At 71.6% G+C, this 25,958-nt stretch carries 17 protein-coding genes; 11 read left to right on the forward strand and 6 right to left on the reverse strand.

The window, feature by feature from the left end:
* Positions 1 to 71 precede the first annotated feature (71 nt).
* Positions 72 to 1,013: a 1-phosphofructokinase family hexose kinase gene (locus tag PZE19_RS22330; RefSeq protein WP_277862814.1), complete on the forward strand. Its 942-nt coding sequence runs from the start codon at positions 72 to 74 to the stop codon at positions 1,011 to 1,013.
* 24 nt (positions 1,014 to 1,037) lie between these two features.
* Here the strand turns inward: PZE19_RS22330 and PZE19_RS22335 are convergent, their stop codons facing one another.
* A complete protein-coding gene (locus tag PZE19_RS22335; RefSeq protein WP_277862815.1) occupies positions 1,038 to 2,756 on the reverse strand; it encodes a sigma-70 family RNA polymerase sigma factor in 1,719 nt (572 codons plus the stop codon).
* A gap of 174 nt (positions 2,757 to 2,930) precedes the next feature.
* Positions 2,931 to 4,775, reverse strand: a complete 1,845-nt coding sequence (locus PZE19_RS22340; RefSeq protein ID WP_277862816.1) for a sigma-70 family RNA polymerase sigma factor — start codon at positions 4,773 to 4,775, stop codon at positions 2,931 to 2,933.
* Between the two features lie 229 nt (positions 4,776 to 5,004).
* Here PZE19_RS22340 and PZE19_RS22345 point away from each other — a divergent pair, with 229 nt between their 5' ends.
* Positions 5,005 to 5,898, forward strand: a complete 894-nt coding sequence (locus PZE19_RS22345) for an ANTAR domain-containing protein (protein ID WP_277862817.1) — start codon at positions 5,005 to 5,007, stop codon at positions 5,896 to 5,898.
* A gap of 97 nt (positions 5,899 to 5,995) precedes the next feature.
* On the forward strand, positions 5,996 to 9,271 hold the full coding sequence (gene mfd, locus PZE19_RS22350; RefSeq protein ID WP_277862818.1) for a transcription-repair coupling factor: 3,276 nt from the start codon (positions 5,996 to 5,998) through the stop codon (positions 9,269 to 9,271).
* Between the two features lie 18 nt (positions 9,272 to 9,289).
* On the opposite strand, the gene PZE19_RS22355 is transcribed toward mfd, so the two are convergent.
* The 3 genes from PZE19_RS22355 to PZE19_RS22365 all read right to left on the reverse strand — a co-directional run bounded on the left by PZE19_RS22355 (position 9,290) and on the right by PZE19_RS22365 (position 12,227).
* Positions 9,290 to 10,504, reverse strand: coding sequence for a hypothetical protein (locus PZE19_RS22355; RefSeq protein WP_277862819.1), 1,215 nt, complete (start codon positions 10,502 to 10,504; stop codon positions 9,290 to 9,292).
* Between the two features lie 117 nt (positions 10,505 to 10,621).
* Entirely contained in the window at positions 10,622 to 11,038 is a 417-nt protein-coding gene (locus tag PZE19_RS22360; RefSeq protein ID WP_277862820.1) for a hypothetical protein, read from the reverse strand.
* 214 nt (positions 11,039 to 11,252) lie between these two features.
* The gene (locus PZE19_RS22365) at positions 11,253 to 12,227 is read right to left on the reverse strand and encodes a thioredoxin family protein (protein WP_277862821.1); all 975 of its coding nucleotides are present in this window, start codon (positions 12,225 to 12,227) and stop codon (positions 11,253 to 11,255) included.
* Positions 12,228 to 12,425: 198 nt separating this feature from the next.
* Between PZE19_RS22365 and PZE19_RS22370 the strand changes: the two genes are divergently transcribed.
* Both PZE19_RS22370 and PZE19_RS22375 read left to right on the forward strand, forming a co-directional pair.
* Entirely contained in the window at positions 12,426 to 13,808 is a 1,383-nt protein-coding gene (locus PZE19_RS22370; RefSeq protein WP_277862822.1) for an RNA polymerase sigma factor, read from the forward strand.
* 302 nt (positions 13,809 to 14,110) lie between these two features.
* Positions 14,111 to 14,749: a hypothetical protein gene (locus tag PZE19_RS22375; protein WP_277862823.1), complete on the forward strand. Its 639-nt coding sequence runs from the start codon at positions 14,111 to 14,113 to the stop codon at positions 14,747 to 14,749.
* A gap of 128 nt (positions 14,750 to 14,877) precedes the next feature.
* Here PZE19_RS22375 and PZE19_RS22380 read toward each other — a convergent pair whose 3' ends face one another.
* Positions 14,878 to 15,915 carry an extracellular solute-binding protein gene (locus tag PZE19_RS22380; protein ID WP_277862824.1) on the reverse strand — a complete coding sequence of 346 codons (1,038 nt, stop codon included), beginning with the start codon at positions 15,913 to 15,915 and terminating at the stop codon, positions 14,878 to 14,880.
* 174 nt (positions 15,916 to 16,089) lie between these two features.
* On the opposite strand from PZE19_RS22380, the gene PZE19_RS22385 reads away from it, so the two are divergent.
* The 6 genes from PZE19_RS22385 to PZE19_RS22410 all read left to right on the forward strand — a co-directional run bounded on the left by PZE19_RS22385 (position 16,090) and on the right by PZE19_RS22410 (position 25,958).
* Positions 16,090 to 17,418, forward strand: coding sequence for a Gfo/Idh/MocA family protein (locus PZE19_RS22385; protein WP_277862825.1), 1,329 nt, complete (start codon positions 16,090 to 16,092; stop codon positions 17,416 to 17,418).
* Positions 17,419 to 17,723: 305 nt separating this feature from the next.
* Positions 17,724 to 19,520: a peptidylprolyl isomerase gene (locus PZE19_RS22390; protein ID WP_277862826.1), complete on the forward strand. Its 1,797-nt coding sequence runs from the start codon at positions 17,724 to 17,726 to the stop codon at positions 19,518 to 19,520.
* A gap of 188 nt (positions 19,521 to 19,708) precedes the next feature.
* A complete protein-coding gene (locus tag PZE19_RS22395; protein WP_277862827.1) occupies positions 19,709 to 20,017 on the forward strand; it encodes a hypothetical protein in 309 nt (102 codons plus the stop codon).
* 44 nt (positions 20,018 to 20,061) lie between these two features.
* Positions 20,062 to 22,884, forward strand: a complete 2,823-nt coding sequence (locus tag PZE19_RS22400) for a hypothetical protein (protein WP_277862828.1) — start codon at positions 20,062 to 20,064, stop codon at positions 22,882 to 22,884.
* 131 nt (positions 22,885 to 23,015) lie between these two features.
* Positions 23,016 to 24,353 carry a phosphomethylpyrimidine synthase ThiC gene (gene thiC / locus PZE19_RS22405; protein ID WP_303652619.1) on the forward strand — a complete coding sequence of 446 codons (1,338 nt, stop codon included), beginning with the start codon at positions 23,016 to 23,018 and terminating at the stop codon, positions 24,351 to 24,353.
* A gap of 150 nt (positions 24,354 to 24,503) precedes the next feature.
* Complete coding sequence (locus PZE19_RS22410; protein WP_277862829.1) at positions 24,504 to 25,958, forward strand: glycoside hydrolase family 140 protein; 1,455 nt, start codon at positions 24,504 to 24,506, stop codon at positions 25,956 to 25,958.

The following is a 25,958-nucleotide window of genomic DNA, read 5'->3' on the forward strand; positions in this document are numbered from 1 at the left end:
GGCGCTCGACGGGGCGGGATCGGTCCGCCCACGGCGGCGGTCCCGTCACCTTCCGGGATGGCCCGAGTCTCATGATCTTGTGCGTAACCCTGAATCCCTGCCTGGACAAGACGCTGTGGGCGCCGGCCTGGCGGCCCGGCGACTCGGTCCGGGGCCGGTCGCTGTGCGAGATCGTCGGCGGCAAGGGGGTCAACGTGGCCCGGGCGCTCGCTCGGCTGGGACGGGCGGCGCGGCCGGCGACCTTCCTCGGCGGGCCCGTGGGCGCGACCTGCCGCAGGCTGCTGACGGCGGACGACGGCCTGGGCCCGATCGTCGTGGAGACCGAGGCGGCGACGCGGGTGATCCTGACGGTCGCCACCGAGGGGACGACCGACCAATCGGCCTTCTTCGACCCCGACCCCGCGATCGCCCCGGCCGAGGCCGACGCGCTGGTCGCCGCGATCGAGAAGGCCCTCGACGAGGCCGGCGTGGAGGCGTTGACGCTCTCCGGGTCGAGCCCGTCGCCCGCGACCCACGCCGTCTACAGCGAGCTGATCGCCCTGGCCCGCGCCCGCCGCATCCCGGTCTTCCTGGACACCTACGGGCCCGCGTTCGAGGCGATCTGGGGATTCTGGCCCACGGCCATCCAGATGAACCGCCGCGAGGCCGCGATGCGGCTGCGCCGGCCGACGGTGGGCGACGACGACGTGGTCGGGCTGCTCCGCGAGTGGCGGCGGCGGGGCGTCGCCTGCGGGATCGTGACCGACGGCCCGGCGGCGGCCCTCGTCCAGTTCGGCGACGTCCTCTTCCGCGCCTTCCCGCCCGAGATCGAGGTCGTCAACCCGATCGGTTCCGGCGACTCGATGCTCGCCGGCCTGGTCGACGCCTGGCTGGGCGGCGGCGGGCCCGAGGCGGTCCTCCGCCGCGCCCTCGCCTGCGGCGCCGCCAACGCCGCGGTCTGGGACGCCGGCTCGATCGAACCGCAAACGGTCGCCCGCCTGGAGCCGAGGGTCCGCCTCGAGCCCGTCCCCTGATCGGCCGGGGTCGAGCCCGGTCGTTCAGCGGGCCCGCGACGCCGACGCCGAGGCGTGCCCCTCCTCGATCTCGCGCAGGAGCCGAAGCTTCTCGGCCAGGGCCTTCATCTCGGAGACGCTCAGCTCGCCGCGGTTCGCCTTGTCCTTCTGCATCTGGAGCGGCGAGGCCTCGACCGGCGTCGCGGGCTCGTCCGGTTCGGCCGTCGAGACGACGAGCAGGCCGTCCTCGACGTAATACCTCAGACCGACCTGCCGCAGGACGAGCTGGAGGGTCTGCCGCAGGGGGACGCCCTCGACGTCGATGGCGACCGGCGAGCTCAGGGTCGCGCCGGCCTTCCGGAGCGCGACCGGGTCGACGTAGACCGGGAGGGCCGTGGCGTCGCCGCCGCTGGTGGACTCGCGGACGTATTTCAGGACCTGTTCGAGGGGCGTCGGCGTGCGGAAGTGCATCGCCGGCGTCATGTCGAGCTTCGCGAAGATCGCGGCCGAGCCGGCCGCGGCGCCGCCCGCGTCGTTCCGCCCGTGGCCCCCGACGGGCGCCGCGGTGCGGGCGGGCTCGCGCCCGCCGCGCGTCAACCAGAGCTCGGCCTCGGCCAGGATCGCGTCGGCCTCGGCGACGATCGGCGCGTCGTCGCCCTTGGCGTGCGAATCGGCGGCGACCCGCCGGGCGACCTCGGCCATGCGGTCGCGGTGCTCCGCCAGCGAGTCCCGGCGCTGGGCGTCGGTCCTGGCGCGATCGAGCTGGGCGTCGAGGAGGAGACGCGACGTGCGATGGACCCGGTCCAGGGAGGCCCGATCCTCGTGGAATTCCTGGGCCGCCGCCAGGTAGGCGCGGCGCGCCGATTCGACGAGGTTGGACTGGAGGCGTTCCGTCCGGGCCAGGACGGACCGGGAGACGACGGGCGACTGCGGCGCGGGGGTCGTCGGGGGCCCGGCCGTCGGATCGGCCTTGGTTCGGCCGGCCTCCTGGAGGGCCGCGAAGCTCACCCCGGCCCCGGTCAGGCCGACGAGCAGGGTCACGGCCGCCACCGCCTTGATCCGCCCCAAGATCATCCCGGCGACCGTCCGCCGGGCCAGCTCCAAGACGTCGGAGGAGACCAGGGCGTCCCAGGCGCGGTCGCCCTCGAGGCGGGCCGCCGCCCGGATCACGGCCTCGCGGGTCGAGGCCGGCACCGAGGCGTCGGCGAGCGAGTCCAGCGACAGGAAGCCGGCGACCGTCCGCCGTCCCGCGGACTTGACGCGGCGTCGTAGGCGGGCGTCGATCGCGCCCCGAGCGGCGGCCAGCCGCTTCTCGACCGTCCGGACCGAGCAGCCCAGCCGGGCGGCGGCCTCCTGCCGCGAGAGCCCCATCAGGTGGCAGAGGATCACGGGCGCCCGACGCCAGAGGCGATCGATCTCGTGGTCGACCCAGGCCCGCAGGTCTAAGCCCCCCTCGGCGGACCTCGGCCCGGGCCGCTCGCCGCCGTTCAGGCGGCGCTTCGCGAGGGCGCGCCAGGCGACCCGACACGCCACGCCGTGCAGCCAGACCGCGACGTCGGTCCGGGGCCGGAGCTTCGGCCCCCGCTTCAGCAGGACCAGGAAGACGGCCTGGAACGCCTCGTGGGCCTCGGCCCCGTCGCCCAGGGTCCGGAGGCAGACCCCCATCACGATCGAGCCGTACCGCGACAGCAGCGCGTCGAGCGCCGCCCGATCCCCGCCCGCCGCGATAGCCACCAGACACCGTCGTTCCTCGGAGCCGTTCATGGTCCCCCTCCCGCGCGACGGCCTCGGCCCGCCCTCTGCCGACGAGGGAGGTTCTGACCGACTTCGATCCCGCTGGCGTCGCGGGCCGTCATCTCAATCCTAGTCCAGGATCGCGCGAGGGGAGGGCGAAACAATGAGGTTTCGGGTCGCCGCCCGGCCGACGGGGCCGGGCCCTTACTGGAAGCCCTTCTCGACGGGCTTGGCGGGCCCCTCCCGGATTTGACGGATCTCCTGGATGAGCTTCAACTTCTCGATCAAATTCTTCATCTCGTCCATCGTCATCTCGCCGCGGTTCGCCTTCTCGACCTCCTCCACCAGGGGGGAGGGGCGGCTCATCTCGGGGCCGAGGCCGCTTTCCGAGGTGGAAGCGGTGATGACGATCATCCCGTCCTCGACGAAGTAGACGAGCCCCAGGGGCCTGAGCAGGAGTTGCAGCGTCCGCTTGAGGGGGACGCCCTCCAGTTCGAGGACGATCGGCGACGTCGAGGACCGGTCGGCCTCCTGGAGTCCGATCGGGTCGACGTACACGGGGATGCCGCCCGGGAAGTCCGGCGTCTCGGTGGCCTGCTTGACATACTTGAGGACGTCTTCCAGGGGCGTCTCGTTGGGGAAGTTCATCGCCAACGGCTCTTCGAGCTTCTTCAGGACGGCGGCCGTTTTGAGATTCTTCCCGCCCGGGTGGTCCGAAGGGGTCGCCCCGCCCTGGGAAAGTTCGTCGGCCATGGGCGGTTCGGCGGCGGTCCGGCCGCGGGCCAGCCAGAGGTCGGCCTCGGCGAGCATGGCGCGGGCCTCGGCGACGGGCGACGACGCGCCCCCGGAGTCGCGGTTCTCGACGAGGTCGGCGCGCGAGACGACGCGGAGGCGGTCGCGGTGCTCGGCGAACGCGGCCTGGCGTTCATCCGGGGTCTTCGCGCGCTCCTTCTGGGCGTCCAGAAGGAGCCGCGAGGCCCGGTAGACGCGTTCGAGCGAGACCCGGTTCTGGGCGTGATCCTCGGACGCGGCCAGGAAGGCGTGCCGTGCGTCGGCGAGGAACCGATCCTCGGGCCTGGCCGCCGCCGTCGGGGCGAGGCCCGGGAGGTCCGGCCGCGCCGGCTCGGGCCTGGCGGCGACCGCGGGGACGGGGGACCTGGGCTCGGGCTGGGGGTCCTCGCCGGGCTGGCGGGCCGCCACCCGCGCGCCGGCGGCCAGCAGGCCGACGATCGCCAACCCGGACGCGGCGGCCTTGATCTTCGTGACGAACATGGAAGCGATCGCTCCTTCCGAGAGGTGGACGACTTGGTGGGAGATGACGGAGCGCCACGCGGCCCCTTCGGCGAATCGGACGGCCGTCCGCAGCACGGAGCCGCGGAGGGCTTCGACGACGGCGGCCCCGGCCAGGCCCTCCAGCGCGACCGCGCCGGCGACGGCCCCCGCGCCCGTGGCGACCCCGCGGCGGCCCAGCCGCGCCCCGAGCAAGGCCCGGGCGCGGGCCAGCCGGCCCTTGACGGTCCCGACCGGCCAGTCGAGCCGACGCGCGGCCTCCTCGTGGGTGAGCCCTTCCAGGTAGCAAAGGGCGACCGGCGCGCGATACTTCCAGGGGAGCCGCTCGACCTCCTCGTCGATCACCGCCTTCAAGGCGAAGTCGGGCGATCGCGACTCGGTCGAAGGAGGTTCGGGAGCCGGGCCGGTCCGCTCGCGGCGCTCGCGGCGCATACGATCGGACCGGGCCCGCCGCGCCACGCGGGTGGCGACGCCGTGCAGCCAGGCGGCGATCACGTCGCCGGGGCCCAGGGTGGTCGCCCGGCGGACGAGGACCAGGATGGTCGCCTGGAACGCGTCGTCGACGTCCGCGGCGTCGCCGAGGATCCGCCGGCAGACGCCCAGCACCATCGGCCCGTGCCGCGCCAGCAGCGCCTCGAACGCGGCCTGGTCGCCGTGGCGAGCGAACCGCTCCAAAAGCTGAAGCTCCGAGAGCCCGTTCAGCGTCCCCGCCTCGAACAGGGTCTGGACCTGCGACGCGACCCATCGATTGCTGCTCATGGCCGGCTCCTCGACATGGCGGACGCTTCATCATGCCTGGACGGGGCCGTCCGGATACGAAAAATGTTCGGATTCGCGTCCCGATCCCGGGGACGCGCTCGCACCCAGCCATGCACATCCGAATCCCGGTTGTCGACGACGGGCGATTCTGGTAGGGATGTTCGCTGCTTGCGCCCTGGTCTCGCACGACGCGGCCGGGCGCGAGCCCCCCAAGGAGGGACTTCCGGAGATGGACACGACCTCCCCGACGATCGGATTCGCGGGCGACCTGAGCGACCCCTGGGTCGCCGACCTCGCCCAGGCGCTCTCCCGCTTCGACGTCGTCGCCTGCGAGCAGCACGGGTCCGAACTCCCGCGACGGGCCTTCGAGGCGGAGGACGGCGGCGGGGGCCGGACGAACATCCTGGTCCTGCACCGCTCGCGGCTCACCGGGGCCGACGTCGCCCGCCTGGAAGACCTCCGGCGCGGCCTGGGGCCGGAGAACTGGCCGCGGATCGTCCTCTGCGTGAGCCCCTACGTCCGCTACGCCGAGATCGAGCGCTGCGCCGGCCTGGTCGAGCTGGTCACGCCCGAGGCCACCGCGGCCGAGACCCTCCCCCGCCAGCTCGATCGCATGCTCGGCCAGATCCCGGGGCGGAATCGCCGCGAGATCGGCGAGGCGATCGGCGTGGACGTCGTCAGCACCGACTACGAGCTGCGGCAGGTCCTCTGCGAGGCCTGCCTGCGCGCCGGCTACCGGGCGGTCGGCGAGGATCACCTGGCCTCGACGCCCGAGCCGACGGCCTGGGACGACGGCCTGCGGCTCACGGTCTGGGACGTGCCGGTGCTGGAGCCGCGGTGGGACGAGCGGCTGGAGCGTCGCAGCCGGCTGGGGCCGGTCGTGGCGCTTTTGGGCTTCGCCGACCGCGCCGCGGTCTCGATGGCGCGCGAGTCGGGGGCCTCGGCCTGCCTGGACCTCCCCTGCGCGATGGACGACCTGATCGTCGCCCTCGACCGCCTGGCGAAGGAGGCGGCCGCCCGCCCCCGCGCCGAGGCCGGCCACCCCACGCCCCCCGCCCCGGCCGCGCGAGCGGCCCGCGGCCGGCTCCGGGTCGCCCGGGGCCCGAGGGCGGCGGCCGAGTAGGCGTCGGCCGCGTTCGCGCCTAGAATGCAGAAGGACGCCTCCCACCGGCCGGATCCGCGGGGATCGGCGGCGACGTGAACCTCGTGAAGAGTCTCCGATGCCCAGGGTTTCGCCGAGTCGACCCGCCGCGGCCCCCCCCGCGGCCGAACAGCTGAAGGATCTGACCCGGCTGATCCAGCAGGCGCAAGGCTTCCCGGAAGTCATCGCCGCCCTGCGCAACGGCCGCGCCGCGACGATCGACGGGGCCTGGGGCTCGGCCGCCGGGCTCGTCGCCGGCGCGCTCGCGCTGCATGCGCCGACGACGCTGGTCGTCGTGATGGCCCACGTCGGCGACGTCGACGACTTCCGCGACGACGTCGCCGTCTTCTCGGGGCTCAAGCCCGAGGTCCTGCCCGCCTGGGACCGGCTGCCGCGCGAGCAGGACGCCCGCGACGAGGTCTTCGGCGCGAGGCTGCGGGCGGTCGGCCGGCTGGCGGGCGGGATGCCGCCCAAGGTCGTGATCGCGTCGATGCAGGCCCTGCTCCAGCCCGTCCCCAAGCCCGACGTCCTCCGCCGCATGTCGCGCCGGCTGGAGGTCGGCGACGTCGCCCCGATCGAGGAGCTGGGCGCCTGGCTGATGGACCGGGGGATGCAGCGGGTGGAGGTCGTCGAGGTCCCCGGCGAGTTCAGCATGCGGGGCGGCATCTTCGACGTCTTCCCGACCGACGCCACCGACCCCGTCCGCATCGAGTTCTTCGGCGACGAGATCGAGTCGATCCGCCCCTTCGACGCCGAGACCCAGCGCTCGCTCGACCGCTGGCGGAACGTGACGATCGCCGTCCCGCCCACGTTCGACGAGGCCCACCTCGACGACTACGGCCCGGCGACCGACGCCTTCCCCGAAGGGACCTGGGTGGTCCTCGTCGAGCAGCCCGACCTCCGCGAGGAGGGGCGGTCGTACCTGAGCCGCGTCGACGACCTCCGCGGGCTGTACTCGGTTGAGGCCACCTTCGAGCGCCTGATCCGGCGGCCGACGATCGCGCTCTCGGCGCTCGCGGCCGACTCGCTGGAGGCGACGTGCCACCTGCGGATCGAGAGCGTCGAGCGGTTCTCCGGCGAGCTGGCGAGGGTGAAGGCCGAGCTGGAGTCGGCGGCCGGCGGCGACCGGGTGCTGATCGCCTGCCACAACGTCGGCGAGGCCGACCGCCTCCGCGAGGTCTTCGCCGACTCCGAGCTGGCCCGCGAGGGCCGGCTGACGACGACGGTGGGCCGGATCCGGGCCGGCTTCCACCTGACGTCCGCCGACTCCCTCGTCATCGCCGACCACGAGCTGTTCGCCCGCGCCGACGTCCGCCGCACGACCTCGCGGCGACGGTACGAGACCCGCGCGATCGACAGCTTCCTCGACCTCAACGAGGGCGACCTGGTCGTCCACGTCAATCACGGGATCGCCCGCTACCTCGGCCTCCAGTTCGTCGTCAAGACGAGCGAGCACGCCGAGGAGACGCTGCTCCTGGAGTTCGCCGAGGGGACGCGGCTGTTCGTCCCGATCGTCAAGATCGACCTCGTCCAGAAGTACGTCGGCGGCGGCAAGGCGACCCCCCCGCTCTCGAAGATCGGCTCGTCGGCCTGGGAGAAGCGGAAGAAGCGGGTGGCCGACGCGGTCGTCGACCTGGCCCAGGAGCTGCTCGACATCCAGGCCGACCGCGCCAGCCAGCCCGGCTTCGCCTACCCGGCCGAGGACAGCCACTGGATGGCCGAGTTCGAGGCCGCCTTCCCGTTCGACGAGACCCCCGACCAGCTCTCGGCGATCGAGGCGCTCAAGGCCGACATGGCCGAGACCAAGCCGATGGACCGCCTGATCTGCGGCGACGTCGGCTACGGCAAGACCGAGGTCGCCATCCGCGCCGCGTTCAAGGCGGTCGACGCCGGCAAGCAGGTCGGCGTGCTCGTGCCGACGACGATCCTGTCGGAGCAGCACCACCGCAGCTTCGCCGCGCGGATGGGCGAGTTCCCGTTCGTCATCGAGTGCGTCAACCGCTTCCGGCCCAAGTCCGAGGTCAAGGAGATCCTCAAGCGGGCCGCCGAGGGGAAGGTCGACATCCTGATCGGCACCCACCGGATCCTGCAGAAGGACGTCGCCTTCAAGGACCTGGGCCTGATCGTCGTCGACGAGGAGCAGCGGTTCGGCGTCGAGGACAAGGAGTGGCTCAAGACCCTGCGGTCGACGGTCGACGTGCTGACCCTCTCGGCCACGCCGATCCCGCGCACCCTGCACATGAGCCTGCTGGGGATCCGCGACATCTCGAACCTGGAGACCCCCCCCTCGGACCGCAAGGCGATCGAGACCCGGATCCTCCGCTACGACCCGGACACGATCAAGCGCGCGATCAACCGCGAGCTGAACCGCAACGGCCAGGTCTACTTCGTCCACAACCGGATCTACGACATCCAGACCGTCGTCGACAAGCTCCGCGCGATCGTCCCCGACGCCAAGATCGAGTTCGCGCACGGCCAGATGACCGGCGAGACCTTGGAGCGGACGATGATGCGGTTCATCCGCCGCGAGTTCGACGTTTTGGTCGCCACCACGATCATCGAGAGCGGCCTGGACATCCCCAACGCCAACACCATCTTCATCAACGAGGCCGACAAGTACGGCCTGGCCGATCTGCACCAACTCCGCGGCCGCGTGGGCCGCTTCAAGCACCGCGCGTACGCCTACCTGCTGCTCGAATCCGACCGCCCGGTGACCCCCAACGCCGTGAAGCGGCTGAAGGCCATCGAGGAGTTCACGTCGCTGGGCGCGGGCTTCAAGATCGCCCTCCGGGACCTGGAGATCCGCGGCGCCGGCAACATCCTGGGGGCCGAGCAGTCCGGCCACATCGAGAGCGTCGGCTACGAGCTGTACTGCTCGCTCCTCGAATCGGCCGTGCGGTCGGCGACGAAGCAGCCGGACAAGCCCCTGTTCGACTGCTCCGTCGAGCTGAAGTGGCGCGCGTACCTGCCACGCGACTACGTCCCGGCCCCCCGGCTCAAGCTGGAGCTGTACCGCCGCCTGGCCCGCCTGCGCAGCCTCGACCATCTGGCCGACTTCCGCAAGGAGCTGGACGACCGCTTCGGCCCGCCCCCGAAGCCGGCCGAGAACCTCCTCGCCGAGGCCGAGATCCGGATCCTCGCCGGCGGCTGGAAGCTCGAACGGATCCACGTCGAGGGCGAATACGTCGTCTTCACCTACCGCAACGCGAAGAAGATCGAGTCGCTCGCCAAGCGCAACAAGGGCCGGATCCGCGTCGTCGACGCCAAGAAGGCCTACGTCCCGCTCGGCGAAGACCCGGTCAAGACGCCCGAGATCGCCGCGCTCGTGAAAGAACTTCTGGGAGGTAAGGGCTGAGGCAACCCACCGGGTCGGCTACTCGAACGGAGTCTTGCTCACCTCGACCTTGCCGATCACGAACGGCACGGACTGCTCGGGGACGAAGCTGAAGTCATATCCCCACATCTTCGCGAAGCTGGCGTCGGCGACGCGCCAGGTGTGGGTCTGCCAGCCGGGATCGTCGGAGACCGCGAACCAATCGCCGCGATTGCGGTAGGGGTTCGCCCCCTGGCCGTCGGCGACCTCATAGCGAAGGTTCATGCCCAGGTTTCCGGGCCCGAGGCGGCGGACGGCGACTCGGACGTAGAACTCGCGGTCCTTGAGCGCGGCGAACGACGGGTGGACGTAGAAGCTCGCGGCCTGGTTGCTCGCCAGCCGGACGCCCGTCGAGCCGTCGGGGAACAGGTGGGGCGGGGTCGACGCGCCACGGACCTGGTGCAGGCCGCGGGTCGTCGGCAGGCCGTCGGCCTCGAACACGACGCGCTTCGCCCGCGAATGGTCGCCGCCCCAGGGGAAGGGCTTCGTCCGCTGCGCCTGCGCGACGAGGTCGCGGGGGATGCCCTGGAGGATCACGGGCGAGTTGGTCAACGGCAGCTGCTGTCCCTTCCGCAGCAGGTAGTACAGCCCCACTGGCAGGGCGGCGACCGAGACGTCGCCGTCGAAGGCCAGGCTGTTGTCGGTCGCCCCCGCCGGCATCCAGGCCACGAGCACCGGCCCGCTGGGACACTCAAAGAGGAATCCGTAGCCCCGGCCGCCGACGCCGAGGGCCAGCCAGCCGAGGTAGCGGGGGGTCGGGCCCATCATCTTCGCCATCATCCGGAGCGCCTTGTACGACTCGCGATCGCGCCCCGCCCGGTCGATCAGGCCGAACCCCGGCTCCTCGCCGGCCGGGTCGCGGGCCTCGAACCAGAGCGTCCGCGCGACCCCCTGCGCCATGGCCATCGCGTAGAGTTTCACCAGCGCCCGGGCGGCGTCGACCTCCTTGACCGCCTGGCCGTCGAGCCTCCGGCCGATCTCGGTGATCCAGATCTCGGCGTCGGCCTTCCCGGGCGAGGCGTCCCTGAGGGCGTCGCGGAGGAGCCGGGTCATCCCCAGGAAGGGGATCTCGCCGTCGGGGTCCGACAGGCCGTCGGCGATCTCGTAGGGGTGGATGCACAGGAAGTCGAAGGCGTCGGGCTTGCCCGCGTCCGCCATCGCCCGGATCGCCCGCAGCAGATAAGGGGCGTCGAAGCTGGCGACCGTCAGGCCCACCCGGGCCTCCGGATCACCGCGCCGGGCCGCCTCATACGTCGCGGCCGCCAGCCGGGCGTAGTCGGCGGTCGTGTGATGGTCGTCGTTGAACCCGCCGTTCCCCTCGTTCCAGACCTCTCAGCGCCGGACCTTCCCCCGGTATCGTCCGGCCGCGGCCGCGACGAAGTCGGACCAGTCCGCCAGGTTCGCCATCGGGAACGCGTGCGGCTTGCCGCCCGCCCAGCGGGCACCGCCCATGAGGACCGCTTCCAGCTCGATCCGATTCGCCGAAGCCGCCCCGACGAGCGTGTCGGCCGACTGCCACTGGAACTCCCCCTTCTTCGGCTCCAGGGCCCCCCATTCGGGGAAGAGCCGGACCGTCCGCACCCCTGCCGCGGCCGCTTTCGGCAGCCACTCGGCATGGTCCCCGTAGCCGCTCGCCGAGGAACTGACGCCCCACGGCGAGGCCGTCTGCCCGCACGCTTCCCGTCCCGCAACCCCCAAAACCCCAGCCGTCGCGATCAGGATGAAGGTCGCATATCGAGCCGCGCGCATCCGATTCTCCAGGGTCGCGTCCTGACAAAAAGACTTCAAGGGCGGATGCCAGGCCTCCTTCTCCCCTCGTGGGAGAAGGTGCCGCGCAGCGGCGGATGAGGGGGGCGGGACTAGAAGCCAGCGACGTGAAGGCCAGCCTTGAGGATCCCCTCATCCGGCCCTTCGGGCCACCTTCTCCCACGAGGGGAGAAGGTGAATTCAGCCCTTCAGCCCATCACCCCGCCTTGCGCTTCGCCATGTCGGCCTTGATCTGGGCGGCGGCCGCTTCGAGGCTCTTCTTGAGGGTTGCGAGCTGGGCGGGCTCCAGGGTGCCTTGCGACTCGAAGAGCTTGAGGAAGGCCTCGATCTCCTGGGGCTCGACCGGGTAGCCGATGTTGCCGAACGAGGCGTCGGCCGTGCCCCTGGCCTGGCCCTTGGCGTCGAGGACGACGAACCAGGGGATGCCGCCGGAGTCGTCGGGGCGATAGCGCTTCATGACGTCCTTGCCGTGGGTCATGCGGTCGACGTCGACCTTGGCGACGATGAAGTCGTCGGCGAGGGCCTTCGCGGGCTCGGGGAGGGCCAAAAAGTCTTCCAGGCGATGGCACCAGCCGCACCAGGGGGCTCCGAAGCTGAGGAAGACGCGCTTGTCCTCGGCCGTCGCCCGCGCCAGGGCGTCGCTGACGACGGACTCGGCGTCCTTCGGCTCGGCCTTCCACTTGGCGAGGAACGCCTTCACCTTGGCCGGGTCGTGGTGGTCGCCCTCTTCGAGCGGGTCGGTCTTCTGGCCGACGAGGAGCTTGCCGTCGGCGTCGAGCACGGCGAGGAACGGGAAGCCGACGCCGTCCTGGCCCTTGGACGTCTCCGCCAGCAGGGGCTCGGCGTTGCGGGCCTTGGTGTCGATCATCGTGAGGACGTATTCGTTGGACAGCAGCGTGGCGATCTCGCGGTCCTTCTCGAACAGCCCGTGCAGCTTGTGGCACCAGCCGCACCAGTCGCCGCCGAACATCAGGAGCACGCGCTTACCGTCCTTCTTGGCCCGGGCGGCGGCCTTGTCGACCTGCTCGCGGGCGTCGGCGGCCGCGTTGTAGATCGACTTCCGCTCCGGCTTGGCGCCGTCCTCGCCGCGGGCCGGGCCGAGCATCACGAGGCCCCCGAAGAGCACCGGCAACACGCCGCGCGCGACCGATCCGAATCCCCTGACGAGCATGGCGTAGCCCTCGTATTGGCCGAGGTCGTCGCGCCGGGGGCCGCCCCGGCGCGTCCGCCTCGTCTCCTACGACTGTAACGGCCGAAGGCCGGCCCCCGAAAGGAAATCCGCCCCGGGCCGGCGAATCGGTGTGAGGATCGCGGCCGGCGGGGCACTATGGGGATGGAGGCGATCGGAACACGGGGAGAAGGCCGCACCATGACGATCCCGAAACGACGCACGGCCGCCGGCCCGCTGCACGCGCTGATGACCTTCGGCGTGCTCGGCGAGGAGACCGACGCCCGGCTGCTGGAACTCTATCGATCCCGTCGCCCCGGCGGGGACGAGGCCTTCCGCATCCTGCTGGAACGCCATGGCGCGATGGTCCACTCCGTCTGCCGCAGCCTCGTCCGCGACACGTCCGAGGCCGACGACGCCTTCCAGGCCGTCTTCGTAGTCCTGGTCCGCCACGCCGAGGGCGTCCGCAAGGCCGAGTCGCTCGGCCCCTGGCTGCACGGCGTCGCGATCCGCGTCGCCCGGCGTGCGCGACGACGATCGCGGTCGCGGGCCTCGCGCCTCCGCGTCGTCGACCCCGCGAATCTGGATCGGGTCGTCGGCCGGGCCGGCGCCCCGGACCATTCCGCGATGATCCACGCCGAGATCGATCGCCTGCCGGATCGCGATCGCCGTCCCCTGGTCCTCTGCGGGCTCGAAGGCCTGTCCTACGAGCAGGCCGCACGCACGCTCGGCGTTTCGGAGCCCACGCTCCGGGGCCGGCTGCATCGCGCCCGCAAGCGTCTCGAAGCCCGACTGAAGAAGCAGGACGTCGCCGTGCCGACGTCGCTCGTCCCCGCGGCCCCGCCCGCCCTGCTCGTCGAAACCGTGCTCGCCCAGGCCGCGGGCGTGTCGCTCGCGGCCATCCCCGTCCCGGTCTCGTCCCTCGCGAAAGGAGCGATCCTCGCCATGACGCTCTCGTCCCTGAAGCCGATCGTCTTCTCCTCGCTGGCCACGCTCGGCCTGGTCGGCTCGGTCGTGCTCGCCCAGCAGGCGGGTCCCTCCTCGGCCGAAAGCCATCAGCAGGCTCCGGCTTCCAAACCCGAGGAAGGGCGCAAGTCACCACCCGTCTCGACCCCGAAACCACCGAGGCTTCTAACGCCGGAGGAGCGGGAGGCCAGGAACAAGCTCATCCAGGCCGCCCTGGAGAATCCGATCGACCTCGACTTCCCGGAAGGGATCGATCTGGAGGATCTGTTGAAGCACGTCAAGAAGGTGACAAGTTCGGCCGACGACGACGGCATCCCGTTTTACGTCAATCCGGTCGGCCTCGGCGTCACGCAGCAAACGATGTCGTCCGTCAGGATGACTCTGATATCCAAGGAGAAGCCCCTGGGCGAGGCCTTGAAGGGCTATCTCGGCACCCTCAATCTCGGTTACGTGATCAAGGACGGCTACGTCCTGATCGACTCCCGGGCCGCCACGGCCGAGGCCCGGATCGACGTCCTGGAGGCGAAGCTCGACGCCCTGATCAAGAGGTTGGATGCCGCGCCGTTTCGACCTTCCATCATCGAGCCGACGCCCGAAGGCTTGATTCGGAAATTTTAGCCTCGACGTGCGTCGATCGACGCCCACGAATTTCGAGGACCCGGGCTCGCGGGATTTTCTGATCCGCGTTCGTGGACCATGTTCCCCAGGAGGTCTTGCGCGAGATCACCGAGCGGCCCGGGGAGTCGTCGAGGCCGGCGTGAGAATCCGAGAGGGTTTCGGACGTCGACGTTTTCCTGTTCTAAGCTGCCTCCTGAGGACGCCGAGGACGAGCGGGGCCGCGGCCGGCTCGTCCGAAGTCCCGACTCCGCGTCCCCGACGGACGCGTGCGGGCCGACCCAACCCACGCGAGCACGACGACCATGACGGACCGCCCCCCTCCCCGACGGTGCGCCTCTCGGATCGACCTGGAACCGCTCGAAGGCCGATTGCTCCTCTCGATGGCCCACGCCGCGCCGATGGCGCCCCCGCGGCACGCCTCGGCGCTCGTGAGCCACGTCGGCAAGCCGAGCCCGACGGCCTCGCGCTGGGGATGGCTGGCGAACACCTACTGGTACGTGCCGACGGCCAACCTGCCCGCGACGATCTTCGACCCGGCCTCGGGGAGCCTCGTGCCGGTTCTCGACCAGACCGTGTACCACATCAGCGGCTATCGCAACGGCTATTTCTGGGGCGAGACGGTCTCGCAGATCGGCCCCGGCTCGCCGGCCAGCTCCGCGCTCGTGGGGTCGGTCACGCCGCAGGGTCGGGTGCTCCTGTCGTTCACCTCGTCGACGGGGGTCGTCCAGGGCTACGGCGAGATGACCCGCCAGCACGGCCAGTGGACCATGGAGAACCAGATGTTCACGACCACCTCGTCCGGCACCCAGATCGGCCACTGGGCGTACATGGTCCAGACCCGCCCGGGGATGAAGAGCTGGGCCTCGCTGCCGTCGGTCGGCGTCTCGGTGCCGACCTTCCTCGCCAACTATTCGGGGCCGACGCCCACGCCGGTCTTCTGAAAAGAAAAAATCCCGGAGCCGCCGAAACCGCCGAAATATCGACGTAACCTCTAATATAATATCGACTTCAGTCAACCGGCTTCGTTGGCTCTCGAGACGAATGAAGCCGATCCGAAGCCAACACCACGTCAGTCCGCGAACTCCTTCGCCAGGAACGCGGCGGCGCGGTCCCAGGCGTCGGCGGCGGCCTGGAAGTCGACCTCCATGGCGTGGACGGTCGCCGGGGTCTCGACGCGGGCGGGCTTGGTCGCCGACTTGAGCAGGGGGATCTGGGCGCTCGGGCCATCGGCCAGGCGGTTCTCGACCTCGGCGGACAGGATGGCGTCGGCCAGCTTCCTCGCCGCCTCGGGGTGGGGGGCGTCCTTGATCAGGGCGAGCGTGTTGGGGATGAACAGGGTGCCGATCCCGCCCGGCTCGCGGTCGGGGTAGATGATCTCGACGGGGTTGCCGGCCTCGATCTCGAGCATGGCGTCGTCGGTGTCGGTCAGCCCGAAGACGAGCTGGCCCGAGCCGACCGCCGCGGCGACCTGGCGATTGCCCGAGAGGACCTGGACGTCGTTGGACTTCAGGCTCCGGAAGAAGGCCTTGGCCCGGTCGTCGCCCCAGGCCGCGAAGAGGCAGGCGGCGTGGGTGGCGGTCGTGCCGAAGAGCGGCTTGGCGATCCCCACGCGGCCGTTCCAGCGGAACCCGGCCAGGTCGGCGATCCCCCGAGGACGCTCGGGCTTGGGGACGAACCGGGTGTTGACGATCAGCACCCGCGCCCGCGCCGCGAAGCCGTACCAGGTCCCGTCGGGGTCGCGGAACGTCGCCGGCAGGTCGCCCGCCGACTTCGGCTGGAAGGGCTGCAACAAGCCCTTCCGCTTGAGCCGGATCGTGTTGAGGATCTCGTTGTTCCAGAAGAGGTCGCAGCGGGTGTTGACCGACTCGGCCATGATCGCATTGACCAGCCCGACGGTCTTGGTGCTCTCGACGTCGAACTTGGGCCGCAGCGTCAGGGCCTCGCGCCTCGCCAGGTCCTTCAGGATCGGCTCCGAGAACTCGCGGTCGAGCGCCGAGTAGACCACGACCGAGCCGTCCTCGGCCCTCGCGAGGACCGGGAGGCCGGCGGCCGGGATCAGAAGCAAGGCGAGGCCGACGAGCCTCGTCCGGATGGGTGTCGGGGACAAGGCGTCTCTCCTGGGCGAGCCTCGGGGCGATCGTCGACGGTCCTGACCACGAAGCTAAGGCCCGATCGGCGGGGGCGTCAAGCCGGCGGTGCGGGGCGTTGATCGCGGGCCCCGGGCGGGCTACAGTCGGCGCAGTGCGAGGACGGTCCGCCTTCCATCCCCCGAGGACCCGCCATGACGAACGACGCCAGGCCCCGCGACGGCTCCAGTCGCCGAGGCTTCCTGAACATCGCCGCGACCCTGGGCGCCGCCGCGGCCTTCCCGACAATCATCCCCGCGCGGGCGCTCGGCAAGGGGGGCGTCGCCGCGGCCAGCGAGCGGATCGGCCTGGGCGTGATCGGCTACGGCCCGCGCTGCACGTACGACCTGGGGCCGATGCTCGCCCAGCCCGACGTCCAGTGCCGCGTGGTCTGCGACGTCCAGGCGAAGCGGAGAGACGCCGCCAAGGCCCGGGTCGACAAGCACTACGGGAACTCGGATTGCGTCGCCCTCCGCGACTTCCGCGAGCTGCTCGACCGCAAGGACGTCGACGCGGTCCTGATCGCCACCGGCGACCGCTGGCACGCCCACGCCTCGATCCTGGCCGCCCGGGCCGGCAAGGACGTCTACAGCGAGAAGCCCTGCGGCCTGACCATCGACCTCTGCCGCAAGCTGGCCGACGTCATGAAGGAGACCGGCCGCGTCTTCCAGGCCGGCACCCAGCGGCGGAGCGTCCCCAACTTCCAGTTTGCGGTCGACCTGGCCCGAAGCGGCAAGCTGGGCAAGCTCAAGACGCTCTACGCCTCGGTCTACACCCCGTCGTTCACGACCCAGTGGCTCCCCGGCGAGCCGACCCCGAAGAAGGACGCCGTCGACTGGGACCTCTGGCTGGGCCCCGCCCCCTGGCGGCCCTACAACCACGCCTACGTCGAGGGCCAGTGGCGCGGGCAGTACGACTTCGACTCGGGCGCGCGGCTGCTGGACTGGGGCGCGCACACGGTCGACCTCTGCCAGTGGGCCAACGACGCCGACGCCACCACGCCGATCTCGTTCGAGCCCTCCGAGAACAAGATCACGGCGAGGTACGCCAACGGGGTCGAGCTGATCCTCGACTTCCTCAAGACCCCGTTCGGCGAGCGGACCGGCTGGATCACCTCGCTGGGGACCTGCCCCGTCCGGTTCGTCGGCGAGGAGGGCTGGGTCGAGACCGGCGACAACGGCGGCGTCGAGATCCAGCCCGAGTCGCTGCGGGCGAAGCTCAAGGACCTGCCGGCCGGCACGCCCGACAGTGGCCTGGACGTCGGCGGCCACGCGCGGAACTGGCTGGACTGCATCAAGTCGAGGGCGAAGCCGGCGGCGAACGCCGAGGTGATGCGGAACTCCCACACCGCCTGCCACGCCGCGGCCGCGTCGTGGATCCTGGGCCGCAAGCTCGACTTCGACCCGGTCAAGGGCGCCGTCCTGAACGACGAGGAGGCCGACGGCCTGCGCAGCCGCCCCTTCCGCGACGCCTGGCGGGTCTGACCGGGCCCGCCCGCCCGAACTCGAATCGCGCTGGGCCGCCCCGAATCGGCGGGCGGCCCGGCGATCGACCTTGCCGGGGATCGGCGTTCGGCTATGCTGCTCGGCGCGAGATTCCGCGAACCTCCCGCTTCCGAACCGACGGAACGGACGGGAGCCGGGCCGGCCCAGGCATATCTCGTGAGTCGGCCGGCCCCGGAGCTTCAAGAGATGGACGCGACGCGTCGCGATCGGCCCCGACGGGCCGGGCGATCCCGGTCTCCGGCCGCGCGCCGGGGCCGTGGCTCTCCAAGGATGGAGACGGAAGCATGAAGAGACAGTTCCTCGCGGCGGCCCTGGCCGGACTCGTGGTCGGCGGCTGCGCGCAATCGCGGTCGGCCAAGCTGCCGGACGGGTCGGAGGGCGACCCGGTCGGGATCGTGCCGATCCCGTCGATCCACGACACGATCAACCGGGGCGGCAACCCCGGCGTGGCGAAGGCCACGCTGCCGGATCCCTCGAACCCGAACTGGTCGGGCCACCCCCTCATCTCGAAGCGGCCGGCCACCGGGCTGGCGCCGAAGATCGCGTCTTCCGACGGCAGATCCGGCGCCGCCGCACCCACGGCCGCCCCCGCGCCGGCGACCACTCGCTGGAGCGAGCCCCCCCGGCAGCTCGCCGCCGCACCCGCGGCGGCCGCCGCGCCCGAAGCCATGCCGGCCCTCCCCGACCCGGCCGACGACGCGGCGCCGCTGCCGCCGGCCGCCGAGTCGGACGCCGCGCCCGCGTCCGCCGAGGTCATCACGCCCGTCGAGGCGACCGAGCCCGCCGCCGCACCGGCGTCCGAGCCGCCGGCCGCCGTCGCCCCGGCGCCAGCACCGGTCCCGGCCGGCGAGGACCCCTTGCTGGGCCCCGCCCCCGAGTTGATGCCGGCCATCGATCCGGCGGCCGCCGGCGTCAAGGCCCCCGAGAAACCCCAGGCCGCACCCGCGCCCGAGCCGGCCCCGGCCGTCGAGCCGCCGCCGATCGAGCCCGCCCCCGCCCCCGGTCCCTCGGCGGCCGCGCGACCGATCCCCGTTCGCGGGGACGGCGCGGTCCAGAAGGTCTCCGCGACGTCGGCCGCCCTCGCGGCCGACGTCGACGACTCGCAGTGGAAGGAGGCCGGCCGCTCCGCGGCCCGCGTGGGCGACGAGGTGATCACGCTCCGCGAGCTGGTCTACGCGGTGAAGGAGACCGTCCGCAAGCAGGGCGGCAAGGCGAGCCAGCTCTCGCGCGAAGAGCAGAACATGGTCGCCAAGCACGTCCTCGCCGGTCTCATCGAGCGGTCTTTGCTGATCCAGGAGGCCAAGCACCAGCTCAAGGGGAGCGACAAGCAGCTCGCCAAGGTCATCGAGGCCGCCGACAAGTTCTGGCACGACGAGGAGCTGCCCCCCCTGCTCCGCCAGAACTCCGTCGAGACCGAGTATCAGCTTCGGCGCAAGTTCGAGGAGGAGGGCCGCTCGCTCACGGCGATCCAGCAGAACTTCCGCCAGGAGTTCCTGGCCCACGCCTTCATGCAGCAGAAGCTCGGCGGCAAGATCGAGGTCGGCCTCCCCGAGATGCTCGAATACTACAACCAGCACATCGACGACAAGGAGAACTACCGCTCCGCCGCGATCGTCTGGCGCGAGATTTTGGTCGACAAGCGGCGGCACCCGACGCCGGCCGAGGCCCGCAAGAAGATCGACGACCTGCTGGTGCGGCTCCGCAAGGGCGAGGACTTCGCCAGGCTCGCCGCCGCCGAGAGCGAGGGACCGACCCGCACCAAGGCCGCCGGCGGCCTCATGGAGACCGCGCCCGGCAGCTACATCGTGGCCGAGGTCAACAAGGCGATCGAGGCCCTCCCCCTGAACACGACCAGCGACGTCGTCGAGGGCCCGGACAGCTACCACCTCCTCCGCGTCGAGTCGCGCCGCGCCGGCGGGCCGGCCTCGTTCGCCGAGCTGCAGGGCCCGATCCGCCAGGCCCTCCAGGTCGAGAAGTCCGAGCAGGAGCGCAAGGCCCTGCTGGCGGCGCTCCGCAAGAAGACCATCATCAAGACCATCTTCGACGGCACCGAGAGCGATCCCAACCAGGTCCGCAGGTGAGGCTCCGCCGGCCTCGACCGGCCCTCTCCGGCCCCCGCCCTCGCACACGCCCCCGGCCGAACTCCCGCCCCCGCCCGCCGGCGACCCACGCTCCCCCGCGGTCGCCGTTGCCCCCGAAGCCCTCCACGGGTATCCTGACCCCTGCCCGGCCCGGAACGAGCCGGAACGCGAAGGGGAGTCTCGCCGCGATGGAGCCGCCCAGACGCTTCCACTATCGCCCGATCTGCTCCGCGCCCCGCTGCGAGGAGACGGCCGTCTACAAGATCGGCGCCCCCTGGAGCGACGGGCCCCGCCGCGAGCTGAAGAACTACGGCCTCGCCTGCCCGGCCCACTGCGAGGCGCAGCTGGCCCGCGCGCGGGTCAACCGCAACGGCCTCAAGCTGGAGGTCGGCGAGTCCATGGGCGACGTCCGCGTCTTCCGCCTCGACCCCTTCCGCCGCGACACCGACCTCGAAAGCGTCCGCGAAGACGCCCCCGCGTCGCCGCCCCCCGACTGAGACCCCCACCGCGCCCGCCGCGACGGATTCCGGAGACGATCAGGATGATCCCAAGACCGGCTCGATCGGCCCGCGGCCTCGCGATGCTCGTAGCCCTCGCCCTCGCCGCCCCGGCGCTCGCCGGCCCCGGCCCGGCCGCCGCGCAGCCCCACGACCCGCCGCTCGGCCCGGTCCGGCTCCCCAAGGAGTGGCAGGACCGCTTCTGGGCGACGCCGCAGGCGAAGGCGTTCCTGAAGCTCTCGCCCAAGGAGCTGGCCGACCTCGTCCCCGTGCAGGCGGGTCTGAAATACTGCGCCTGCCCCGTCTGCGACGCCCCCGAGCGCGGCGACCCGCTGGTCTGGTCGATCGAGCAGCCCAAGGTCGTCGTGTGCCGCAAGTGCAAGGGGAGTTTCCCCAACGACACCATCCCCCTGCCCAGCCCGGCCGACAAGAAGCTGCCGACCGAGAAGATCGAGGTCCTGCCGGGCCGCTGGCACTTCTACCCCTACCACCCGGTCGAGCTGGAAAAGGCCAAGTACCCCGACGAACGCCTCTACCTGCACGCCAAGCGCGACTACGAGGCCCGGGCCTACCTCGCGAAGGCGGCGCTGTACGCCGCCGTCCGCTGGCACGACCAGGAGCCCGCCGCGCGCGATCCCAAGCTCGCCCAGGCCGCGGCCGCCCTGATCCTGCGGTTCGCCCAGGTCTACCCCGCGTACGCCATGCACAACGACCAGCCCGGCGTCGCCAAGCAGTTCCAGCCGGCGCGGGTGCCGCCGCCCTATCGCCACGGCTACCAGACCGCCAAGTGGGAGTGCAACGGCAGCCTCGAGACCCCCATGAACCTCCTGCTCGCCTACAGCCTGCTCCGCGACGGGGCCGACTGGGCCGAGGCCGGCCGCCTGCTCGAATGCTCCGACCCGAAGCGGATCATCGAGGAGGACCTCTTCCTGGCGTCGGCCGAGCTGGCGAGCCGCCAGCCCGACGACTACACCGAGGACTCGCTGGCCGTCTACCGGGGGATGCTGAGCGTCGGCAAGCTGCTGGGGAGCCAGGTCCTCGTCGTCGAGGCCCGCAGCCGCCTCGACGAGTTCACCCGCCGCGGCTTCTACTACGACGGCTTCTGGCGGGGGGCCGACGTTCTGAGCCATCGCCGGGTCCTGGGCATGCTCGACGGCTGGATCGACGGCCTGCTGACGAAGCCCGGCGACGTCGCCGACGGGAGGGCGGCCTTCCCGATGATCGAGCTGGCTCGGACGGCCGGCGCGGCGGTCCCCTCGCGGCCCCACGATCCCGACGTCCGACGCGCCTCCTGGCCGATCGAGACCGGCGACGAGCCCAGCCATCGGCCGCTGCTGCTGGGGGGGGCCGGCCTCGCCCTGCTCTCCGTCGGCGAGCCCGGTCGCTCGCTCGACGTCGAGATCCGGGGCCGGGACGGCCTGGCCGACCGCCGATGCCAGCGGCTCGCCTTCCGCCTCAGCGTCGGCGGCGTCCCCCTGCTCGACGACCTCGACGAACGGCCGCCCACCGCCGACGGCTTCGACCTGGCGACCGCCAGCCACAACGCGGTCGTCGTCGACGGCCTCAACCAGCGCGAGACGCCCCAGGCGGCCCGCGTCCCGACCCCGGGGAGCGACTTCCTGTACTTCGCCGCCGACCCCGATTTCCAGGTGGTCACCGTCGCCGACCGCTTCGCCTACCCGATCTCCACGAAACGCTATCGCCAGACCTTCGTCGCCTGCCGGTCAGGCCCGCGGCGCTACGCGCTGTCGATCTTCGAGGTCGACGGCGGGCTCCAGCACGACCAGATCTTCCACGCGGCCCCCGGCCGCAAGGAGGAATGGCGGCCGCTGATCGCGACCCAGCCGACGACGGGCTCGCTGCTGCCGCCGTCGATCTCCTTCCTCCCCTCGGCGCGGCCGCAGGAGGGCCGTTGGTTCGTCCAGTCGTACGGCGAGTTCCGCCCCCGCCTGCGAGGGGTCGCGGCCGAGCCCTGCCGCGTGGTCCTCGACGGGGGGCGCGAGAAATCGGCGGCCGGCGCGGTCCTGAAGCTGCACCTCCTGGGCGACATGCCGTCGACGCTCATCACGGCCGACTCCGCCGACGCCCCGGCCGGGGACGACGCGACGTCGGGCCCCGAGTCGACCCGCTCCAGCTTGATCGTGCGCCGTCGCTCCGACGCCGGCCAGGCCCTGAACTCGACCTTCGTGACCGTGTTCGAGCCGGTCGAGCCGGGCGTCGCCCCGCTGGACCGGGTGGCCCGAGTCGAGTCGATCGGCGACGCGGTGGTCGTGCTGATCGAGTCGCCCGAGGGCTCGGACCACCTGGTCTTCAACCGCAGGCCCGGGACGACCCTGCGAGTGAAGACGGCCAACGGCCGATTCGTGTCGACCGACGGCCTGGCGGTCCGGGTCCGCGGCGAGGACGTCTTCCTCGCCGGCGGGACGTACGTCGAGGCGGCCGGCAAGCTCGTCTCGCAGAAGAGCGTGCGCGGGACCGTCACGGCCGCCGAACGCGACCCGAACGAGAGGGGCCGGGGCTGGTTCCAGACGCCCGAGAAGCTCCCCGAGGGCCTGGACGTCGCCGGCCGGACCCTCTTCATCGAGCACGGCGACGGAACCGTCCGCTCGTGGACGCTGGACTCGATCGAGCCGACCGCCGACGGCGCCCGGCTCCGCGTCCGCGAGGAGCCCGGCTTCCGGATCGACCCGGCCTCGGGGGCCGCCGGCTACTACCAGTTCCCCCTGACCTCCAGCCCCGGGCCGCACCGCTTCCGGCTGGCCCAGCTCTCGCGGAGCCCCTCGACGGCGGCGAAACCGGCGCCGAAGGCCGTCGCCGCCGGCCGCGCGGGGCGATCGCCGGCGGCTCGCGGGGCCGCGCTGAATTGACCTCGGAGTGGACGCCGGTCTACGATGGATGACGCCCGTCACCTGGCTGGATCGGGCGCTTCCGCAGACCAGACTCGGGCCGCACGGCCCCCCGGGATCGGGCACGAGTGATTCGGAGAGGATGTTGCACGATGACGCAGATTGAACAGGCGCGACAGGGCGTCGTTTCCCCCGAGATGGAACACGTCGCCCGCCGCGAGCGCCTCGACCCCGAGACGGTCCGCGCCGAGGTCGCCCGGGGGCGGATGATCATCCCCGCCAACACGGTGCACCTGGGCCTGGGCCTGGAGCCGATGGCGATCGGGATCAAGGCGACGTGCAAGATCAACGCCAACATCGGCAACTCGGCCGTCACCTCGAACGTCGAGAACGAGCTGGCCAAGCTCAAGCTCGCCGTCGACCTCGGCGCCGACACGGTGATGGACCTCTCCACCGGCGGCTCGATCGACTCGATCCGCAAGGCCATCATCGCGGCCAGCCCGGTGCCGATCGGCACGGTGCCGATGTACCAGGCGATCCAGCAGGTCAAGAAGGTCGAGGACCTCACGGCCGGCGACCTGCTGGCGATGGTCGAGCACCAGGCGCAGCAGGGGGTCGACTACATGACCCTGCACGTCGGCATCCTCCGCGACTACATCCCGCTGACGGCCCACCGGCTCACGGGCATCGTCTCGCGGGGCGGCTCGCTGATGGCCCAGTGGATGATCGCCCACAACAAGGAAAACCCGCTCTACACCCACTTCGACGACCTCTGCGACATCATGCGCGAGTACGACGTCTCGTTCAGCCTGGGCGACAGCCTGCGGCCCGGCTCGCTCGCCGACGCCTCGGACGCGGCCCAGTTCGCCGAGCTGAAGACCCTGGGCGACCTGACCCGTCGCGCCTGGGAGCGGGGCTGCCAGGTCATGGTCGAGGGCCCGGGGCACATCCCGATGGACCAGATCGCCATGAACATGGAGAAGCAGGCCGTCGAGTGCAGCGAGGCCCCGTTCTACGTCCTGGGCCCGCTGGTCACCGACATCGCGCCCGGCTACGACCACATCACCTCGGCCATCGGCGCGGCGCTCGCCGGCTGGCACGGGGCGAGCATGCTCTGCTACGTCACCCCCAAGGAGCACCTGGGCCTGCCCGAGGTCGAGGACGTCCGCCAGGGCGTCGTTGCCTACAAGATCGCCGCCCACGCCGCCGACCTGGCCCGCCACCGCCCCGGTGCCCGCGACCGCGACGACGCCCTCTCGCGGGCCCGCTACCGGTTCGACTGGGAGGAGCAGTTCCGCCTCTCGCTCGACCCCGAGACGGCCCGCCGGATGCACGACGAGACCCTCCCTCAGGAGGCCTTCAAGACCGCCGCCTTCTGCAGCATGTGCGGCCCCAAGTTCTGCTCGATGCGGATCTCCGAGGACATCCGCAAGCATGCCGAGGCCACGGCCTCGCTGGTGCAACTCCAGCCCGTCGCCGCGGGTTCTTGAAGTCGGAGTCCGGTTCGCGTAAAAAATGCTGAATCGACCGAGGGGTCGACGGGAACGCCGCGCGGCCGGCCCGTCGACCCCGCGTCGCGCGCCGAACGCGCCGCGCGACGCCCCTCCCCCTTGACGGCCCCGGGCCGGAAAGCGTCGCACATGAGGCGTCTCCCCACGCTGCTGCTGTTCGTCACGCTGGCGACCGGCCCACTCCCCCTCGCTCGCGCCGAGGAGCCCGCCCACCGCTTCCCGACGAAAGTGAGCGGCGACGGCCGCTACCTCACGGCCGACGACGGCAAGCCGTTCTTCTGGCTCGGCGACACGGCCTGGGAGCTGTTCCACCGCTGCAGCCGCGAGGACGTCGAGCGCTACCTGAAGGACCGCGCCGCCAAGGGCTTCACGGTCGTCCAGGCCGTCGCGATCGCCGAGTTCGACGGCGACGCCACGCCCAACGTCTACGGCCACCTCCCCCTGACCGACCTCGACCCCGCCCGCCCGGCCGTGAAGGACGGGCCCGAGAACGACTACTGGGACCACGTCGACTTCGTCGTCGACCGGGCCAACGCCCTCGGCCTGACGATCGGCCTCCTCCCGACTTGGGGCCGCTACTGGCACGATCCGGTCAAGGACGGCAAGCCCCTGTTCGACGCCGCCAACGCCGCGACCTACGGCGAATGGCTGGGCAAGCGGTACGGCCGAAAGGGGGTCGTCTGGATCCTCGGCGGCGACCGCAACGTCGAGAACGACGGCCAGAAGGCCGTGATCGAGGCCATGGCCCGCGGCCTGAAGAAGGGCGACGGCGGCGGCCGGCTGATCACCTTCCACCCCACCGGGGCTCAGGGCTCGTCGAAGTGGTTCCACAAGTCCGACTGGCTGTCGTTCAACATGCGGCAGAACGGCCACGAGACCAACTACACCGGCACCTACGACCACACCCGGCCCGACTACGACCTCCAGCCCCCCAAGCCGGTGCTCGACGGCGAGCCGCTTTACGAGGCCCACCCGATCTCGTTCAAGGCCGACCGCAACGGCCACTCGATCGCCGCCGACGTCCGCCGGCCGCTCTACTGGAACCTCTTCTCCGGGGCATGCGGCCACACCTACGGCCACCACTCGGTCTGGCAGATGTGGACCCCAGACCGCACCCCGGTCAACAACCCGCTCGTCCCCTGGACCGAGGCCGTCGACGACCCGGGCGCCGGCCAGATGCAGCACGGCCGCAGGTTGATGGAGTCGCGGCCGATGACGACGCGCATCCCCGACGACTCGGTGATCGTCACCGACCGCGTGAAGACCTCCGTCCCCGGCGCGGGCCGTTACCGCTTCGTCGCCACCCGCGACCGCGACGGCTCGTACGCCATGGTCTACGCCCCCATCGGCCGGGCCTTCTCGGTCCACATGAACGCGATCAAGGGCCCCAAGGTCCACGCCTGGTGGTTCGACCCCCGCACCGGAAAGGCCGAATCGATCGGCGAGTTCCCCAACGAGGGCGAACGCCGCTTCGTCCCCCCCAACCCGGGCGAGGACCTGGACTGGGTGCTCGTCCTCGACGACATCTCCAAGAATTACCCGGCCCCGGGCTCGATCGAGCGCAAAGGGTTCACAGGCCGATGA

Source organism: Paludisphaera mucosa, assembly GCF_029589435.1.
Lineage (GTDB): Bacteria > Planctomycetota > Planctomycetia > Isosphaerales > Isosphaeraceae > Paludisphaera > Paludisphaera mucosa.